Origin of the sequence: Clostridium sp. 1001271B_151109_B4, from assembly GCF_015670405.1 — a bacterium.
In the GTDB taxonomy this organism is placed as follows: Bacteria; Bacillota; Clostridia; order Clostridiales; family Clostridiaceae; genus Clostridium.
Genome location: NZ_JADPBQ010000001.1, coordinates 1 through 19,802, shown reverse-complemented (window position 1 = coordinate 19,802; position 19,802 = coordinate 1). Strand labels below are relative to the sequence as shown.

The following is a 19,802-nucleotide window of genomic DNA, read 5'->3' as shown; positions in this document are numbered from 1 at the left end:
TGATTATTATAGCTACACTTATTTCTTTTTTTGCAACATTTGGTTTTTGTATTGCTTTTAATATACGTGGCAAAAAGATATTCTTTGCAGCACTTGGTGGCGGAATTAGTTGGTTTTTTTACTCTTTACCTCTTCAGCTAGGTGCTACAGAAATTACATCACTTTTTATTTCTTCTGTAATTTTCAGTATCTATAGCGAAGTCCTTGCTAGAATTTTTAAAACACCTGTTACAACTTTTGTTGTATGTGCTTTAATTCCACTAGTTCCTGGTAGTGGTATGTATTATACAATGCGTGAAGCAATATCAGGTAATATTATTAAATCATTAGAATTAGGATTAAATACCTTTGCAAGTGCTGGCACCTTAGCATTAGGAGTTTTATTTGTTTCTACATTAACACGATTAATATTTAGTGCTAAAAGAAAAAAAGAAAGAAAAAAGTTTGCTCAAAAATAAAAATAATCTCAACAATTAATTGTTGAGATTATTTTTATTATATTATTTTTTTCCCTTTAATTTTTTATATACTTTAGCATTTGTAACTAAGTCCTTGAAATCCTCAGCCATTTCCATAAGAAGATTGCCTTTCATTTTAGCCTTACGAAGTTTTCTATTTGCTTTTTTCATCATCTTGCTTTTCATTAACGATTCCTCCTTAGTAACTATAAGTATATGTACTTACATATATTATTTTATTCAAAAAACTTATTTTTATCCTTTCTTGATGCTCTTTTAAATTAAAATAATCTATATAATTTTTCTTTTATTTATATAAAACAAAACCCCAACAATAGTTGGGGCTTATTATATATTATTCTTTATCTTCTGGTTTAATAATTAATCCTAATTCATCAATTTGCTTTTGATCTACAACATTAGGCGCTTCACTTAAGTAGCAATAAGCATTTTGATTTTTAGGGAATGCAATAACATCCTTAATATTTTCAGTTCCAGCCAAGAACATTACCATTCTATCAAGACCAAATGCTAAACCTCCATGTGGTGGTGGTCCAAATTTAAATGCATCGATTAAGAATCCAAATCTTTCTTGTGCTGATTCTTCAGTGAATCCTAATGCTTTAAACATTCTTGTTTGAAGAGCAGAATCATGTATTCTTATAGATCCTCCACCTAATTCTTCACCATTTAATACTAAGTCATATGCCTTAGATCTTACAGCTCCAGGATTAGTTTCAATCATATCTAAATCTTCATCCATTGGTGATGTGAATGGATGGTGAGCTGCATGATATCTATCTTCTTCTTCATTATATTCAAATAATGGGAACTCTGTAATCCATGTAAAATTAAATTCATTTTTATCTTTAATTAAATCAAATTGCTTAGCAAGTTCTAATCTTAATGCTCCTAGACTTTGGAATACTACTGAGTTCTTATCTGCAACTATAAGTATTGCATCTCCAGTTTCAGCTCCCATAGTCTTAATTATATTTTCAGTAACATCATCAGTTAAGAACTTAGCTATTGAAGATTTAACTCCATCTTCCTTTAATTGAATCCAAGCAAGACCTTTTGCTTTATATCCTTTAACAAAGTCTACTAACTTATCAAGAGGCTTTCTTCCAAGGTCTGCACCACCCTTTAAGCATAAAGCTCTCACGCTTCCACCGATTTCTAAAGCAGATTTAAATACTACGAAGTCCATATCTTTAACACAGTCAGTAATATCAGTTATTTCCATACCGAATCTTAAATCTGGTTTATCTGAACCGTATTTTTCCATAGCTTCTTTAAATGGCATTCTCTTAATTGGAAGCTTAACTTCATGACCTAAAACTTCCTTAAATACATGAGCTATTAAACCTTCATTTAATTCCATAATATCATCTTGTTCAACAAAACTCATTTCTAAGTCGATTTGAGTAAATTCTGGTTGTCTGTTTGCTCTTAAATCTTCATCTCTAAAACATTTAGCAACTTGATAGTATTTATCAAATCCAGATACCATTAATAATTGCTTAAATATTTGTGGTGATTGTGGAAGTGCATAGAACATACCTGGATAATTTCTAGATGGAACTAAGTAATCTCTAGCACCTTCTGGTGTACTCTTATTTAATATTGGAGTTTCTATTTCTAAAAATCCATTATTATCAAGATAATCTCTTACAGCTTTTGTCGCTCTATTTCTTATCATAAAGATTTTTTGCATATCTGGTCTTCTAAGATCTAAATATCTATATTTTAATCTTATATTTTCAGCTGCATCTAATCCTTCTTTAATATATATTGGTGGAGTTTCAGATTCTGATAAAACTTTAATGCTTTCACATTTCAATTCTACCATTCCAGTTTCCATAGAAGCATTTGGTGCTTCTCTTAAAACAACTTCTCCTGTTACAGCTACACAATATTCTGGTCTTACTGCTTTAGCTTTTTCAAAGCTTTCTGCATTAATTTCTTCACCAAAAACTATTTGCATAATTCCTGTTCTATCTCTAAGATCTATAAATTGAAGACCTCCAAGTTTTCTATTTCTTTGAACCCATCCCATAAGAGTTATTTTTTCTCCTACGTTTACTTCTCTAGGTTCACCACACATCATGGTTCTTTTTAATCCATTTAAAGCCTCACCCATTGGTAAACTTCCTCCTAACTATTTAATAGCATTAGCTATTTCTTGTATATTATCTAAACTTACTTCAAATTGCTCTCCATCACTCATTCTCTTAAGCTTTATTGATTTATTTTGAAGTTCGTCATCACCTAAAATTGTAGTAAATGCAGCACCAACTTTATTAGCATATTTCATTTCTGCTTTTACGCTTCTTCCCATATGATTAACTTCTGTCTTTATACCGGCTTCTCTTAACTTATTAGCTAAAGTAAATGCTTCAAATTTAGCATCATCACCTCTAGCACCTATGTATAAATCAAATAGAGTTTCATTTGGAATTTCTATTCCTTCTTTTTCTAAAATCATGATAAGTCTTTCTATTCCCATCCCAAACCCAACAGCTGGCATTTCAGGACCGCCTAATTGTTCAATAAGCTTATCATATCTTCCACCACCACAAACTGTAAATTCATCATTTAAGATTTCAAATATTGTTTTAGTGTAATAATCTAGTCCCCTTACTATTCCTGGATCAACTGTAAATGGAATATTTAATGCTGTTAAATACTTTTTAACCGAATCAAAGTGAGTATCACACTCTTCGCACATATAATCAAGTATTATTGGAGCATTTTTAGTTATTTCATTACATTTTCTCTCCTTACAATCTAATATTCTCATTGGATTCTTTTCGAATCTTGATTGACATAAAGGACATAAGTTATCATAATTTTCTTTTAAGTAATTCTTTAGTGCCTCATTGTAATTAGGTCTGCACTTTGGACATCCTAAATTATTTATATTTAAGCTTAAGCTTTGTAGTCCTAAGGTTTTTAAAACTTGCATAGCTAAGGCAATTACTTCAGCATCCATAGATGGTTCTTTTGAACCATATACTTCTGTTCCAAATTGATGGAATTGTCTAAATCTCCCCTTTTGAACATTTTCATATCTAAAACATGGAGTTATATAATAAAGCTTTGTTGGTTGTGCTTCATTAAATAATCTACTTTCTATAAAAGCTCTCCCTGCTCCTGCTGTTCCTTCTGGCTTTAATGTAATACTTCTATTTCCTTTGTCATTAAAAGTATACATTTCCTTTTGAACTATATCCGTAGTATCTCCAACACCTCTTGCAAATAATTCAGTGTGTTCAAACATAGGAGTCCTAATTTCTCTCATCCCATAATATTTTGCTACATCTCTAAATGTTTGCTCAACAAAATGCCATTTATACGCATCTTGTGGCAGCATATCTTTCGTTCCTTTTGGAGCTTGCATTTCCATTTAATTATTCCTCCTCTTTTAGATAAAGGCTATCTAAGAGCTTTATCTTACCTTCTATCATTTCTTCTATTCTACTTACGTATTCTCTAACATCTTTGATATTGGCAAATCTTTCTATTCTATTTTCATCTAAGAAAACAACTTTTGAAACTGCATCTGCACCTAAAGCAATAATAGTTTGCTTATCTTCTATCATTTCGATATTATAAATACATTCTGCACCTTTTCTAGAATAACCTAAGTTCTCCATATTTCCAACCATATTTTTTTGTCTGTACATATAATAAGGTTTTAGCCCTAATTCATTAGCTAATTTTCTACTTTCTTCATACATTGCAGCTAATTCATTTTGCTTCTTAACTTGAATTCCCTTTTTAAGAACAAAGTTTTCATAAAGAATCGATGCCCTCTTTAAAGAAAGACCATGAACTGTTAAGCTATCAGGTTTAAGTTTTAATATTTCTTCTTTAGTATGAAGAACTTCTTTTATACCTTCACCTGGAAGACCTATTATCATATCCATATTTATATCATTAAATCCCATACTTCGAGCTAAATTAAACTTTTCTATAACTTCACTTGAATTATGTCCTCTTCCTATCATTTTTAAAGTATCATCATTCATAGTTTGAGGATTAATACTAATTCTTGTAACATCATAATTTAACATAGTTTGTAGTTTTTCTCTTGTAATGCTATCTGGTCTTCCACATTCAACAGTAAATTCTTTAACCTTTTTATTTTTAACAAACGCTTCATAAGCTTCTTTCATAACAATTTCAAACTCTTCGTTATTTACTGCTGTAGGAGTTCCTCCTCCAAAGTATACAGATTCTATATTAAGCTTTCTATCATTAACATACTTTTTTATTGCTTTAATTTCTTTAATTAATGCTTCTAAGTATGGGCTCACTAACTTTTTATTCCCCGTTATAGGATTTGCTGCAAAAGAACAATAAAAACATCTTGTAGGACAAAATGCCATCCCAATATAAATTGCAATACTATTACTGCTTTTATTTACAAAACTTTCTTCCGCTTTTGCAATTTCTATACATAACTTTGCTTTTTCTTCACTTGCTAAATGCTTGTTTTTAAAAATTTCAATAATTTCTTCTTCTGTTTTTCCTTCTTCTAAATATTTAAGCGCTATTTTAGAAGGTCTTATACCAACTAAAATTCCCCAAGGATATTCTTCTTTTGTAAGGTCTTTTAATGAAGAAAATACTAGTCTTTTAATGTCTTCTTTAATATTTTCAAAGATTTTAGTTTCATTGTAATAGTCTCTATACTTAAATTCCACTTTATCATCTAAAATACTAACAATATAATCTCCATCATCTAAAAATTTAATTTCATCTAATGGAAAATAAATATTAAACATCTGATATACATCATATCTGTATTTCATGTCATTTAATTTAATTTTTACTTCCATAATATCTCCTTTTGTTTAGAAAATCTCAAATTCATCTTGTAGGAATGGATTTCTTAATCTTTCATATCCTATATTCGAAGATTCCATATGTCCTGGATAAACCTTGATATCATTATCTAAAACCATTAATTTCGTTTTGATTGACGTAATAAGCTCGTTAAAGTCTCCACCAATAAAATCACTTCTACCTACTGATCCTTTAAATAAAGTATCCCCAGTAAATAAAGCATCTTTATAAAGATAGCACATTCCACCTTTAGTATGACCGGGCGTATGAATACATTTTATTACATCATCCCCAAATGGTAAAGTATCTCCATCTTTAACAATGTTATATTCTTTTGGAAGTTCACCAAAAACAGTTTTATCAGTTTTCATAAAATTAACTTCGCTTTCATTCATATATATAGGTGCTTTAAACTTTTCAGCAACTTCATTTAAAGCTTCTACGTGATCAAAATGCCCATGAGTTAAAAGAATATATCTTACATTACAATTTAATTCTTCAACATTTTTAATTAATATATTTCCATGCCCTCCTGGATCAACTATACATGCATCTTTACTATTTTCGTCTATTAAAACATAAATATTTTCTTCATATACTCCTAAAGGATACGTTTTTATTATCATAATTTCACCTCACCAATTATATTAACACAAAAAAAATATTCAAAATCAATACTTTTCTTTTTAGGTAAGAAGTAAAAGTTAATAATACTAAAATACCTATAAATTAAGATACATTAATATAATATCTACTTAATAAAGCTTCTTAGTAATTTCACTCTTACCTCTTACTCCTTACTTTTTTAACTTTTCTAAATCCATATAGAATTTAGTTAAAAATCTTTGTTACTATCAAGTAATATAGTCACTGGGCCATCATTTTGGATATCCACTTTCATATTAGCTCCAAAAATTCCAGTTTCTATTTTTAATCCTGTTTCTTTCATCATTTCTATAAATTTATCATAAAAAATCTTAGCTTCATCTCCACCTAAAGCATTCATAAAGTTTGGTCTTCTTCCTTTTCTTACATCACCATATAGTGTAAATTGAGAAATTATAAGAAGTTCACCTTTTATATCTAACAAGGATAAATTCATTTTATCATTTTCATCTTCAAAAACTCTAAGATTTATTACCTTGTCTTTAATATATTTCATATCTTCTTCAGTATCTTCTTTTGAAATACCTATAAGTACATTAAAACCTTTGTTTATTTCACCTACAATAGATCCATCAACTTTTACATTGGAATATGTTACTCTTTGTACAACTGCTCTCATTATATATCAACCTCTAATTATTCATTCTATATACATCCATTACTCCAGGTAATTTTCTTATTTTTCTCATTAATTCTTTTAATTGATCTACAGTATCAATTTTAACTTTAATATTAATATAAGCTAAATTTCCCTTTGCACTTTTCGCATTTAAAGCATTAAGTGGTAATTTTGTATCCATAATAATATTCATAACATCAGAAAGTATACCTGATTTATCTTCAGTTTTAACTTGAATCTCTGCCATATAGGCAACACCTTTAGATATACCCCATGATACCTCTACAACTTTTTGTGGATCCTCATTGATAAGAGTCTTAAGATTGTTACAGTCCTTTCTATGAATTGAAACCCCACGGCCTTTAGTTATATACCCTAAAATATCATCACCAGGAACGGGATTACAACACTTTGCAAATCTAACCATTAAGTTATCTACACCTTTAACTGTAACACCATAATTATTTTCTTTTTTCTTTTTCCCACTTTTTTGAATATTTTCTTCAATAGCTTTATTTAATATTTCTTCCTTTTCATCCTTAGCTAAATTTTCTTCCTTAAGTTTAGCTATGAATGCTGAGGCTACTACTGCTCCAAGTCCAACTAAAGCATATAAATCATCCATACAATTAATATTATATCTCTTTATAAACTTATCGTAGAATTCACCTTTAGCAATATCAGCGTAATGAACTCCTTGCTTTTTAAGCTCTCTTTCAAATACTTCCTTACCTTTTGTAATATTTTCTTCCTTCTTAGCCTTTTTAAACCATGCTCTAATTTTACTCTTAGCTTGATTACTCTTGGCAATATTAAGCCAATCCATGTTAGGACCTTTAGAGCTATTTGATGTCAATATTTCAACTATTTGACCAGTTTTTAACTTATAATCAAGTGGAACTATTTTACCATTTACCTTTGCACCAACACATTTATTACCTATATCAGTATGTATTCTATAAGCAAAGTCTATAGGCGTAGCTCCATTAGGTAAATCTATTACTACTCCCTTAGGAGTGAATAAGAAAATTTCATCTGTAAAAAGATTAATTTTAAACCCTTCCATAAATTCTTCTGCATCTGAAGTTTCCTTTTGCCATTCAAGCATATCCCTTAGCCATACTAGCTTATTTTCAAATGATTTTTCTTTATTATCAGAAGTGTCACCTTCTTTATACTTCCAATGAGCTGCTATACCATATTCAGCTGTTTTATGCATTTCAAATGTTCTAATTTGAATTTCAAATGTTTTACCTTGTGGGCCTATTACAGTAGTATGTAATGATTGGTACATATTAGGCTTAGGCATTGCAATATAATCTTTAAATCTACCTGGAATTGGTTTATAAATTGTATGAACTATACCTAATACTTCATAACAATCCTTTACTGAATTAACAAGTATTCTTATAGCAGTTAAGTCAAATATTTGTTCTATACTCTTGTTTTTTGTCACCATTTTTCTATAAATGCTATAAAAATGCTTTGGACGCCCATCAATATCTGAGTCAATTCCGGCTTCTTCAAGCTTATTGTATAAATCATCAATAATTTCAGATATATACGTTTCTCTTTCTACTCTTTTTTCAGAAATTTGATGTACTAAATCATAATATTCTTCTTCATGTAGATATCTAAAACATAAATCTTCAAGTTCCCATTTAACCTTAGAAATACCTAATCTATGTGCAAGTGGAGCATATATATCTAATGTTTCCCTAGATATTCTCTTTTGCTTCTCCTTTGGCATATATTTTAATGTTCTCATATTATGTAATCTATCTGCTAATTTTATAATAATTACTCTAATATCGTTAGCCATTGCTAAAAGCATTTTTCTAAAATTATCTGCTTGCTGTTCTTCTTTAGATTTATATTCCATTTTAGTTATTTTAGTTACACCACTAACTAAATTTGCTACTTCCTCACTGAATATATTTTTAATATCGTCATATGTATAATCAGTATCTTCTATAACATCATGGAGCAATCCTGCAACTATGGTACTAGTATCCATACCTAACTCTGCTAAGATAATAGCAACATCTACTGGATGAATTATGTATGGTTCTCCCGATTCTCTCTTTTGCTCCTTATGTGCTTCAAAAGCAAAATTAAATGCCTTATTGACAATATTTAAATCTACATTAGTACAATTTTCTTTTATTTTCTGTATCAATACCTCAACCATTAGGATCCTCCCTTTATATATTCTAAAAAAATTAATAGTGAATCTACTATATTTAATTAATTATAACCATTATTTATAAAATTTTATTTAAAATTTATGGCTGGTTAAATAAACCAGCCACCTTTACAATTATTATATATTAAAATTTAAGGTATTTCAATAAGTTATATATCATATTGAACTAATGACATTACTTCGTAACCCTTTAATTTTTCTCTTCCTTTTAAATCTGTAAGTTCAATAGCAAAATCTAAAGCTACAACTTCTCCACCAGCTTCTTCCACTAATCTTGTTACAGCTTCAATAGTTCCACCAGTAGCAAGTAAATCATCAACTATAGCAACTCTTTGCCCTTTTTTAATTGCATCTTTATGAATTTCTAGCACATCAGTTCCATACTCTAAATCATAGTTAACAGAAATTGTTTCAAATGGCAGTTTACCTTTCTTTCTAACTGGAATAAAACCTACCCCTAATGCATATGCAACTGGAACACCAAAAATAAACCCTCTAGCTTCTGGCCCTAATATAATATCAACATTCTTATCTTTTAAATGTTCTGCAATAGTATCTATTGAATACTTAAATGCTTCTCCATCTGCTATTAAAGTTGTAATATCCTTAAAGCTGATACCTTGCTTTGGAAAGTTCTCCACTATTCTAATGCTTTTTTTTAGATCCATTACAAATCCTCCATATTCACTTATTCTTGTATTTATTATAGTCAAAAATCATTACATTTATATTATACATTTTCCTTAGACTTATTTAAATACTTAGTTATTTGTTCTGCCCTTTCTTTTCTATTTGTAATTAATAACTCTATAATAATTCTAGCGTTATCAGTCATAGTAACGACATTAATAGTAGGTGTTATAACATCTATTATCTTTTCTATGCTTTCTTCATTTATACTTATCATATTATAGGCTTCCATTATAGATCTTAATCCATAATTATTTGTATTAATTAAAAATTTCATTCCTTCTTTTATAATGACAAAATTCTCGCCTTTTTTAGGCGCCTTCGCCCACTTTTCACCTATTAAAACTAAATCCAAATACTTATTAATACTTTTAATATTATAATAAATTGCAATTGCTTGCATTAATTTAAAAGTTAATCCACTAATTGATAAATTTTTATATCTATATTGACATCCTTTTTGATTAGGATTTAAGTATATGTAATCATACTCATAATTTATGTCTCTATTTTCTATAACTATCAAATCTATACCAAGATTTTTACAAAGCTCTTCTTCTTCACTTGATTTTAAATCTATTCCTAAGGCTATAAGCAATTCTCCACCTAAAAAATGCACATTATTAATTATATCCTTTGCAGTAATCTTCGATTTAACTGAAGAATCATCATGGACTACGTATTCAATATCTGCATTTAAATATTTCAAAACCAGTATAAGGGATGAAATAGCACATAATCCATCTACATTAGGTATCCCATAAACAACAATTTTTTTTCTATTATTAATTGCTGATACCATACGTTCTATTGCTTTATTCATATCTTTAAGTATAAAGGGATTATATCCACTTATGTAATTTGGACTATATATACTTTCCCAAAACTTACGCATGATAAACTCCTCCACATTAATAAGAAAACATTTATATTATAATGTAATTTTATCTATATTACAAATGTTTTCTTAAAAAGAATGGCATTTTATAAGATTTTTCTGATTTTTTTTTAATTCTACCCAATTATTTGTTATGTAAAAGCTTTTCACACCTGAATCGCCCTACTATTTTATGTCATTATATCATATATTTTGCATACCCAAATTAGTATTATTCTCCAAATTTTAATTTAACTATATATTAAAATATATAGTTAAATATCATTAAATATTCATAAATCAACATTTAAGCTATAAAATTTAATAACAAAAAATAACTGCTCAACCGAGCAGCTATTTTTTATACTATGCAGCCTTCACAGACTTTTTCTTATTCATTCTATTCTTTAATATTACCCAAATAGGTGAAGCAATAAATATTGATGAATAAGCCCCTGCCGCTATACCAATTAATAGCGGGAATGAGAACTCTCTAACTGTAGGTACAAACACATTTACTGCACCAATAACAATTAATGTAGTTAATGATGTATTAATAGATCTTGCTAAAGTCTTATTAATACTTACATTAGCAACTTCAGTTGGATTGCTTCTTCTCATATTATGATTATTTTCTCTTATTCTATCAAATACAACTATAGTGTCATTTATAGAATACCCTACAATAGTTAACATTGCCGCTATAAACGAACTATTAACCGGTATATCAAAGATTGCATATACAGCTAAAGTTATTAACACATCATGTAGTAAAGCTCCAATTGCAGCAACACTAAATGCAAATTCAAATCTAATTGCTATATAAACTAGCATAGCTATGCATGCTACTAAAACAGCAATTATTGCATTCCTACTAAGCTCTTTACCTACTGATGGTCCTATTTGAGTTTCAGAAACTAATGCTGAATCTTCTAATGAATACTTTTCTTTAAGAGCATCAAATAATTCCGCCGTTTTTGTTTCATCTAATTCTGTTGATTTAATTTCATATTGAGTCCCCTCAACAGTTTTTGTTATTGCATCTGAAGCATAACTTTTTACTATTTCATCAACTTCTACCTTATCAAAATTATCACCAAGCTCAACTACTAACTTAGTACCACCCTTAAAATCTATACCAAAGTTTAATCCTCTAGTACACATTAAAACTACACCTATTAATATAATTACAAGGGATATTGAAAACCAAATTTTTGACTTTTCTATTATCTTAAACATATCTCATTACCCCCTCTTTACTCTAAACTGCCAATTAGACTTTAACATTCCCATATTAACAGCCCATTTCATTAATGTCTTTGTAACAACTATAGCGGTAAACATACTCACTGCAATACCAATCATTAATGTGACAGCAAATCCCTTTACACTACCTGTACCCATAAAATAAAGTACTAACGCTGCTATAATAGTTGTTATATTAGAATCAACGATTGATGATAATGCATTGCTAAATCCCTTTTCAACTGCTGATTTAACAGACATACCATTTTTCAGTTCTTCTCTAACTCTTTCAAATATAAGTACATTTGCATCAACTGCCATACCTACTGTTAACAAGAATGCAGCAATTCCTGGAAGAGTTAATGCAACATCAGCTTCAACAAATACTAATAAAGTTAAGCAAACATATAAAGTTAATGCGATACATGCAATAACACCTGGAACTCTATAATAAAGAATCATAAATAAGAATATAATTGCTATCCCTATAATTCCAGCCTTAACTGCATTTGGAAGTGCCTCTGCACCCAATTGTGCTCCTACATTTTCAATTTGTATAGCTTTAACTGTAACAGGAAGTGCACCTGCATTAATTAATCCTGCTAAATTCTTAGCTTCATCTATAGTACTACTACCTTCTATAATAGCGTTTCCACCTGTAATAACACTATTAACTGTCGGCGCTGAAATCTCTTCATCGTCCATATAAATATAAATCTTCTTATAAAGGTTATTTTCAGTTGCTTCAGCAAACTTTTTTGTTCCTTCATCAGTTAACTTTAAAGTTACAACTGGTGCATTGCTTGTAGAATCAAGCATAGTTCCAGCTTCTTCTACATCTGAACCGCTTAACACTTCATTTCCATCTTCATCTTTAAAAGTTAAATTACCAGTTTTAGATAAGCTATCAACTAAATCTTTTGAATCGTATTCACCAGGAATTTCAACTCTTACTCTTCTATCACCTTCTGCTGTTACCGAAGTTTCAGCAACACCAAGCTTATTGACTCTTAAATCAATAAGTTGTCTCGTCTTTTCTAGGTCCTCTTTTGTTACATCTTCATCTTGTATCTCCATTAACACAGAAACTCCACCTTGTAGATCAAGCCCCTTAGTAATAGCTTTATTGAATGATTTAAATTCCCATCCCGCTATTTCAACGCCTCTAGCACCTGCAAAGGCAAATACAACTATAACAATTAAGGTAAGAATAAATAATATAGCACTTCTACCTTTTGTATGTCCTTTTTTCATGGTCTTCCCCCTTTTATTCTTTTTGGTTCAACATTAATTATATTATGTCTACTTTCCAATATCAAGTAAGATTAAGTTTTTCTCCATTTATTACATATATTTTTCACATTTCTTTCAGAAAATTTTCCTTTACTATTTATATTATAGCATTAAAAAGCAAAATTATTCCTAATTTTGCTTTTCAATACACTTTAAAATACTAAATAACTTGTTTTTTCTTATACCTAATATTTTTCTATATACTATTTTATTGTATTACTTATCATCAAAGTTCATATTTCCTAATAAAGCTGCAAATGGATTATCCTCTATAGCTTCTTTCTCCGCTTCTTTTTTCATTTTAGCCATAATTCTTTGAGTTTCTCTCTTATCTACTTTTCCCTTTTTATCAAATCTCTTTTCGAAGGAAGAAGCTTTTTCTCTAAAGTTACAATTAGCGCCAGTACATACATAAATCTTACCTTCCCCTTGACCTCTAACTTCAAGCTTCTTTTTACATTCAGGACATCTAGCATTAGTAACCCTTGCTACATTTTCTCTATATCCACATTCTCTATCTTGGCATACATTCATTGTACCGTTCTTACCTTTAACTTCTAAAAGATATTTGCCACAATTAGGACATTTCTTTCCTGTTTTATTATCATGGACAAATTTAGAATTTGAGGACTTTACATCTTCTACTAAAGCTACAGAGTAATTTTTCATATCTTTGATAAATCCATGATCATTTCTCTTGCCTTTAGCTATTTCATCAAGTTGCTTTTCCCACTTAGCTGTAAGTAGTGGTGATTTCAAATCAGTCGGTACAAGCTCTATAAGTTGTTTTCCTTTAGATGTAGGTACTATTTCTTTACCTTTCTTTTCAATAACAAATGAATTAAATAACTTTTCAATAATATCAGCTCTAGTTGCAACTGTTCCTAGTCCTCCAGTTTCTCCTAAAGTCTTAGCAGCTTCTTTTCCTACATTAATATACTTATGAGGATTTTCCATTGCTGATAAAAGTGTAGCTTCCGTAAATCTAGCTGGTGGTTTAGTCTGCCCACTCTTTAACTCTACCTTTGTCAAATTAACTTTATCACCTTTATTAACTTGTGGTAGTACTTGTTCTTTTATATCATCTTCGCTACTATCTTCATCTAAGTGATCATATAGCTTTTTCCATCCTTTGGCTTTAACAACTTTTCCTTTAGCAATAAGTCTTTCACCTTCAACATTTGCTTCAATGGTAGTTTGCACATATTCAAATGGTGGAAGCATTACGCTTAAGAACCTCTTAACTACTAAATCATAAATTTTTCTTTCTTCTGATGAAAGTAAAGCTAAATTTGGTTTTTGTTCTGTAGGAATAATTGCATGGTGATCACTTACCTTTGAATTATCTACAAATCCTTTATGACCATTAACCCTTGTTTTAAGTAATGAATCTGCTGTAGCTCTATATTCACCAATTGCAATTGCTTTTAATCTATCTGGAATAGTTGCTACTATATCAGTAGTAATATATCTTGAATCAGTTCTTGGATAAGTTAAAATTTTATAATTTTCATAAAGTCTTTGCATAATGCTTAATGTTTGCTTAGCTGAATACCCCCAAATCTTATTGGCATCTCTTTGCAATTCAGTTAAATCATATAAAGCTGGTGCATATTTTTTCTTATTAGCTTCAGTAATATTTACGATTTCGCCTTCAGCATTTTTTAATTTACCTTCAATTTTCTTCGCAAATTCTTCATCAAATATCCTTGAATTATTATCTTTATTAACCCATGATAATTTATATCCATTAGCATTAGCACCTAAAGTATAGTAAGTTTTAGGCTTGAAATTCTTAATCTCTTCTTCTCTATTAACTATCATTGCAAGGGTTGGTGATTGTACTCTTCCTGCTGATAATTGAGCATTATGCTTACACGTCAAAGCCCTCGTTACATTTAATCCTACAAGCCAATCTGCTTCTGCTCTACAAACTGCTGCCCTATACAGATTTTCATATTCTTTGCCATCCCTTAAATTTTTAAATCCATCTAAAATGGCTTTATCTGTTTGAGATGAAATCCATAATCTTTTAAGTGGCTTATTTACTCCAGCCTTTTCAATAGTCCATCGAGCAACAAGCTCTCCCTCTCTTCCAGCATCTGTAGCAATTATAATTTCGCTGACATCATTTCTATTCATAAGCTTCTTAACTTCATTAAATTGTTTTCCGGTTTTCTTTAACACTACCAACTTCATATTCTTAGGTAGCATAGGAAGTGTTTCCATCTTCCATTCTTTATATTTATTATCATAACCTTCTGGATCCATAAGTCCAACTAAATGCCCCATAGCCCACGTTACAATATATTTACTTCCTTCTATATATGAACCTTTATTATTATTACATTTTAAAACCTTTGCTAAATCTCTTCCTACCGATGGCTTCTCTGCCAATACTAATACTTTACTCATATCTGCTCCTTTTTCATTTGGAATTTTAACTAATTATATCATACTTTCCTAAAAACACATATTCTCTACAAAATCTTTCTAATCTTAGTTTCATAAACTAAGTAAGAACATACTCCCTTTAAAATACTAGATATACAAATACTAATCCAAATTCCACTTATCCCAAAAGGTTTAATTAATAATAGAGCTAGAGGAATCCTAAGACTTGTAAATACAATACTAATAGTTGCAGGAATATTTGGCTTTCCTATACCAGTAAACATTCCATTAGATATCATTTCAACCGCGCTAAATACCTGTGAAAAAGCTACTGCTTTTAAATAAGCCCCTGCAATTATGATGGTTGATTCATTACTTATAAACAACCTAATTAATGGTCTATTAAACACTAAAAATACGCCTGCCATAACTATTGCATAACTCACACCAACTAGCAATGCACTTTTATACCCTTCTTTTATTCTATTTGATTTCCCTGCTCCAAAATTTTGCCCAGTAAAACTTGCAATAGCACCATTTAGTCCTCCAATTATCATATATGCAATAGATTCTATTTGAACGCCTATTTTTTGTGCGGCAATTGCCTCTGCTCCAAATATGGCTATAATCTTAGCTAAGATAATATTTATACTTGTAAATAAAACTCTTTGAAATGCCATAGGAAAACCAAGCTTTATTATTTCTCTCATCTTTTCAAAATCAACTTTTAAATCATATTTATAAGTAAGTATACCATTTGTATTTATTCTAAACAAAATAAACATTATAATATTTGCTATTAATGTACTTACCCCAGCACCAATAACACCAAGTTTAAAAACATAAATACATACAGGATCAAGAATTATATTTAAAATAACACCAACTGCATTTATCTTAAGGGCAAATTTATTATTACCAAAACTACCCAATATTCTCGTATACATCATATTGAAAAATGCAAAAAATAAAATAGGAGCATTTAGAGCCAAATAATAATATGCATTACGTTCTACTTCACTATTATTTAAGTTTAGAAAACCTATAAAATTCCTTCCTAAAAATATTAGAATTAGACCAAAAACAGTACCTATAATTAGGTTTATTAATATTCCCGAATTGATATATCCATTTATTCCCTTATCATCTTTTCTACCAATTGCATGTGCAACCATTATTCCCGTTCCAATAACAACTAAAGAATTTAGAGCATTACCAATATTTATATATAAACTTGAAGAGCCAATACTTGCTACAGCATTACTACCAAGGCGCCCTACCCACATCATATCAATTAAATTATATGTAAATTGTAATAGTGAACTTCCCATTATAGGTAATGCTAATGCTGCTATAACTGATATTACTTTCCCCTTGGTTAAGTCTATTTTTTTCATATTATCTCCATTCACAAATCAAAGTCTTAGTTTAATGTTTAATAATAATCTACTATAAAAAAATTATTATACTTTAAATTTCATTATTTTTAATTTTTTTTACTAACTCCTGTACCTTTTCTTCTATTACTTTAGCTACCTTTATGAATTCTTCATCACTTTTCCCAGTAGGGTCTTCTAATCCCCAATCTTCAATATGCTCTGCATAAAGATATGGACACACAACATTACACCCCATTTTTATCACTATATCTACTTTAGGAATATCACTTAACAGTTTAGATTTTTGAGTTTTATTCATATCTACTTTATATAAATCTTTTATTATTTTTACTGCCTGCTGATTTATCATTGGCTTTCTTTCTGTTCCTGCTGAATAACTTTCAAATTCTTCACTTCCATAAATTTTTCCTAATGCTTCTGCCATTTGCGACCTACAAGAATTATGCACACAAATAAAAGCTACTTTCTTCTTCATCCTAATCATCCTTTACTCATTTTATATTCTTTATTTCATAAATATAATTTTTTTAATTTTTACACTTTGAGTTATCTACATTTTCATTACTATATACTTTTGTTAATAACTTTAATAGCTCCATTGCATATTCACATCCTTTATCATTTATTGAATAATATGTCCATTTCCCATCCTTTCTATTTTTAACAACTCCAGATTCACATAATATTTTCATATGATGTGATAAAGTAGATTGACCAATACTCATCCTTTCCAATAAATGACATCCGCATTTTTCACCACTTTGTAGAATTTCGAGAATCACTAATCGGTTTTCATCACAAAAAGCTTTAAATACTTTAGAGTTTGCTACATATTTACTTTCCATTATAACACCTCATATCTATTTTTATCGATATGATAATTGTATATATTTATTTTTTATTTATCAATACACTTCGTATTTAAATAGCAGTATTATTAAAAATTTTTAAATTACTATTTTTATTTGGAATGTTTTACTTAAAATAGTATAATAAACTATATTAAACAATCAAAGGAGGATGATTATGAAAAACCTAAATAAGCTACTTTTACTTTTATCATTAATTATAGTAATAATATTTTCATTAGGTTGCTCAAAAACAAGTAAATATAATGAAGCTTTTAATTCCTATGTTGAAAAATGGATTAAAAGTGATTTTTCTGGAATGTATTCCATGTTAACAGAGGAATCTAAGAGTTCAATTGATGAGGAAACTTTTGTTAATAGATATACTACTATCTATTCAGCAATTGACTTAGATAATTTAGACATTTCCTTAAATGGTGAGCTTGAAAAACAGGACAATTACTATACTGCCTCATTCACTTTAAAAGGAACTACTATTGCGGGTGAATTAAACCTAAATAATTTCAACGTTGATATTTATAAGGAAGGAGACAACTATCTAATTAAATGGGATGAAAGCTTGATTTTCCCTGATATGATAAAGGATGATAAAGTTTATGTTAGAACTACAAGTCATGCTAGAGGAAAAATATTAGATAGAGATGGTAATATTTTAGCTGAAGATGGTACGGTCTCAGTAGTTGGAATTCATCCATCTAAATTTAATAATGAAAATCGTGATTCTAAAATTACAGAACTTGCAAATACATTAGATATTAGCGAAGAGACTATTATAAGTAAGTTAGATGCAAATACTGACCCAGAACTTTTTGTTCCAATAGTTAATATAACTACTACTGATGAAAAGCTACAAACTCTTACTAATAGAAATGAAGAGGGAATCCTTATTAATAATAAAACTTCAAGAGTTTACTATGGTGGAGAAGCATTTGGAAGATTAATTGGTTACGTTGGGGCAATTACTGCTGAAGAATTAGAGAACAAAAGTGATTCTGGTTATACTTCAACAAGTTTAATTGGTAAAGCTGGAATCGAATCTGTTTATGAAGATACTTTACGTGGTGAAGATGGTGCTGAAATTTACATTAAAAGAGGTTCTGATGAAATAAGTATCTTAAAAAAAGAAGTTATTAATGGCGAAGATATTAAACTTACAATAGATTCAACTTTACAAAGTAATTCTTATACACAATTAAATGGAGAAAAAGGTGCGGTAACAGCTGTTGATCCTATTTCTGGTGAAGTTTTAGCTTTAGTAAGCTCTCCATCATATGATTCTAATATGTTTACAACTTATGTTACTAAAACTAAAGCTGCAGAAAGAGAAGCAAATAATTACACTGATACTGTAAATAGATTCAGTAAAACATATGCCCCTGGTTCTACTATGAAACTAATCACAGCTGCAATTGGCTTAAACACTGGAAAAATTAATCCTGATGAAGCTATAGAAATTAATGGATTAACATGGCAAAAAGATTCAAGTTGGGGTAATTACAAAATAACTAGGGTAGAAAATGTTAGTCCAGTTTCATTAAGAGAAGCCGCTAAGCATTCTGATAATATTTACTTTGCCCAAGCTGCATTAAAGATCGGTAGCGATGATTTAATTAGTGGTATAAAAGGATTTGGTATAGGTGAAGAAATGACTTTCGAATATCCAATGACTGATTCTAGTATTTCTAATGATGGAAGCTTAAATTCTGAAATTTTACTTGCTGATACAGGTTATGGTCAAGGTGAATTAATGGTTACTCCTTTAAATATGGCCTTAGCATATAGCGCTTTAGCTAACAACGGTAATATTATGACTCCTATATTGGTTTTATCTGATAATAGTACTGCTTCTATCTGGAAAGAAGCTGCTATTAAACCTGAAAACCTTCAAACTTTAATTGAAGATTTTTCTGCTATGGTAAATGATGAAGATGGTCATGCATATGAAATAAAAATTGATGGATATAATATAGCTGCTAAAACAGGAACTGCTGAAATTAAATCATCTCAAGATGATACTAATGGAACTGAAAATGGATGGTTTGTTGCAGTAGATACTACTAGTTCAAAATTAGCTATTGCAACAATTATAGAAGATGTTAAAGATAGAGGTGGAAGTAGCATTCCAATTCCTATGGTTAAAAACATTATGGAAGAATATTTAAATAGATAGTAAAAAAAAGGGGCTGTATCAGATTGAATTAATAAATTCAATCTGAATACAACTCCTTTTT

General features: G+C 29.5%; 17 protein-coding genes. 2 read left to right on the top strand and 15 right to left on the bottom strand.

Translation table 11 applies throughout. The annotated features are described in order from the left end of the window. The first annotated feature begins 2 nt into the window (after window positions 1–2). A complete protein-coding gene (locus tag I4V63_RS00085; protein WP_195999532.1) occupies window positions 3–458 on the top strand; it encodes a threonine/serine exporter family protein in 456 nt (151 codons plus the stop codon). A gap of 42 nt (window positions 459–500) precedes the next feature. On the opposite strand, the gene I4V63_RS00080 is transcribed toward I4V63_RS00085, so the two are convergent. The 15 genes from I4V63_RS00080 to I4V63_RS00010 form a co-directional block, all read right to left on the bottom strand. Further along, window positions 501–644 (bottom strand): hypothetical protein, encoded by a 144-nt coding sequence (locus I4V63_RS00080; protein ID WP_195999551.1) that lies wholly within the window; start codon window positions 642–644, stop codon window positions 501–503. A gap of 169 nt (window positions 645–813) precedes the next feature. Then, window positions 814–2,601 carry an aspartate--tRNA ligase gene (gene aspS, locus I4V63_RS00075; RefSeq protein ID WP_195999281.1) on the bottom strand — a complete coding sequence of 596 codons (1,788 nt, stop codon included), beginning with the start codon at window positions 2,599–2,601 and terminating at the stop codon, window positions 814–816. An 18-nt stretch (window positions 2,602–2,619) separates the two neighbouring features. After that, the gene (gene hisS / locus I4V63_RS00070; RefSeq protein ID WP_195999280.1) at window positions 2,620–3,867 is read right to left on the bottom strand and encodes a histidine--tRNA ligase; all 1,248 of its coding nucleotides are present in this window, start codon (window positions 3,865–3,867) and stop codon (window positions 2,620–2,622) included. Window positions 3,868–3,871: 4 nt separating this feature from the next. Beyond that, window positions 3,872–5,305, bottom strand: a complete 1,434-nt coding sequence (locus I4V63_RS00065; protein ID WP_195999279.1) for a coproporphyrinogen III oxidase — start codon at window positions 5,303–5,305, stop codon at window positions 3,872–3,874. 15 nt (window positions 5,306–5,320) lie between these two features. Then, window positions 5,321–5,938: an MBL fold metallo-hydrolase gene (locus I4V63_RS00060; RefSeq protein WP_195999278.1), complete on the bottom strand. Its 618-nt coding sequence runs from the start codon at window positions 5,936–5,938 to the stop codon at window positions 5,321–5,323. 209 nt (window positions 5,939–6,147) lie between these two features. Continuing rightward, window positions 6,148–6,597, bottom strand: coding sequence for a D-aminoacyl-tRNA deacylase (gene dtd, locus I4V63_RS00055; protein ID WP_195999277.1), 450 nt, complete (start codon window positions 6,595–6,597; stop codon window positions 6,148–6,150). 13 nt (window positions 6,598–6,610) lie between these two features. After that, window positions 6,611–8,788: a bifunctional (p)ppGpp synthetase/guanosine-3',5'-bis(diphosphate) 3'-pyrophosphohydrolase gene (locus tag I4V63_RS00050; RefSeq protein ID WP_195999276.1), complete on the bottom strand. Its 2,178-nt coding sequence runs from the start codon at window positions 8,786–8,788 to the stop codon at window positions 6,611–6,613. Between the two features lie 164 nt (window positions 8,789–8,952). After that, on the bottom strand, window positions 8,953–9,471 hold the full coding sequence (locus I4V63_RS00045) for an adenine phosphoribosyltransferase (protein ID WP_195999275.1): 519 nt from the start codon (window positions 9,469–9,471) through the stop codon (window positions 8,953–8,955). Window positions 9,472–9,533: 62 nt separating this feature from the next. Further along, window positions 9,534–10,388 carry a DHH family phosphoesterase gene (locus tag I4V63_RS00040; protein WP_195999274.1) on the bottom strand — a complete coding sequence of 285 codons (855 nt, stop codon included), beginning with the start codon at window positions 10,386–10,388 and terminating at the stop codon, window positions 9,534–9,536. Between the two features lie 348 nt (window positions 10,389–10,736). Next, complete coding sequence (secF, locus tag I4V63_RS00035; protein WP_195999273.1) at window positions 10,737–11,609, bottom strand: protein translocase subunit SecF; 873 nt, start codon at window positions 11,607–11,609, stop codon at window positions 10,737–10,739. Window positions 11,610–11,615: 6 nt separating this feature from the next. Continuing rightward, window positions 11,616–12,869, bottom strand: coding sequence for a protein translocase subunit SecD (secD, locus tag I4V63_RS00030; protein WP_195999272.1), 1,254 nt, complete (start codon window positions 12,867–12,869; stop codon window positions 11,616–11,618). A gap of 255 nt (window positions 12,870–13,124) precedes the next feature. Further along, window positions 13,125–15,323, bottom strand: a complete 2,199-nt coding sequence (locus I4V63_RS00025) for a DNA topoisomerase III (protein ID WP_195999271.1) — start codon at window positions 15,321–15,323, stop codon at window positions 13,125–13,127. Window positions 15,324–15,388: 65 nt separating this feature from the next. After that, entirely contained in the window at window positions 15,389–16,699 is a 1,311-nt protein-coding gene (locus I4V63_RS00020; RefSeq protein WP_195999270.1) for an MATE family efflux transporter, read from the bottom strand. A 73-nt stretch (window positions 16,700–16,772) separates the two neighbouring features. Next, window positions 16,773–17,177, bottom strand: coding sequence for an arsenate reductase ArsC (locus I4V63_RS00015; protein ID WP_195999269.1), 405 nt, complete (start codon window positions 17,175–17,177; stop codon window positions 16,773–16,775). Between the two features lie 52 nt (window positions 17,178–17,229). Beyond that, the gene (locus I4V63_RS00010) at window positions 17,230–17,547 is read right to left on the bottom strand and encodes a metalloregulator ArsR/SmtB family transcription factor (RefSeq protein ID WP_195999268.1); all 318 of its coding nucleotides are present in this window, start codon (window positions 17,545–17,547) and stop codon (window positions 17,230–17,232) included. Between the two features lie 181 nt (window positions 17,548–17,728). Between I4V63_RS00010 and I4V63_RS00005 the strand changes: the two genes are divergently transcribed. Continuing rightward, on the top strand, window positions 17,729–19,741 hold the full coding sequence (locus tag I4V63_RS00005) for a penicillin-binding transpeptidase domain-containing protein (RefSeq protein WP_195999267.1): 2,013 nt from the start codon (window positions 17,729–17,731) through the stop codon (window positions 19,739–19,741). Window positions 19,742–19,802 lie beyond the last annotated feature (61 nt).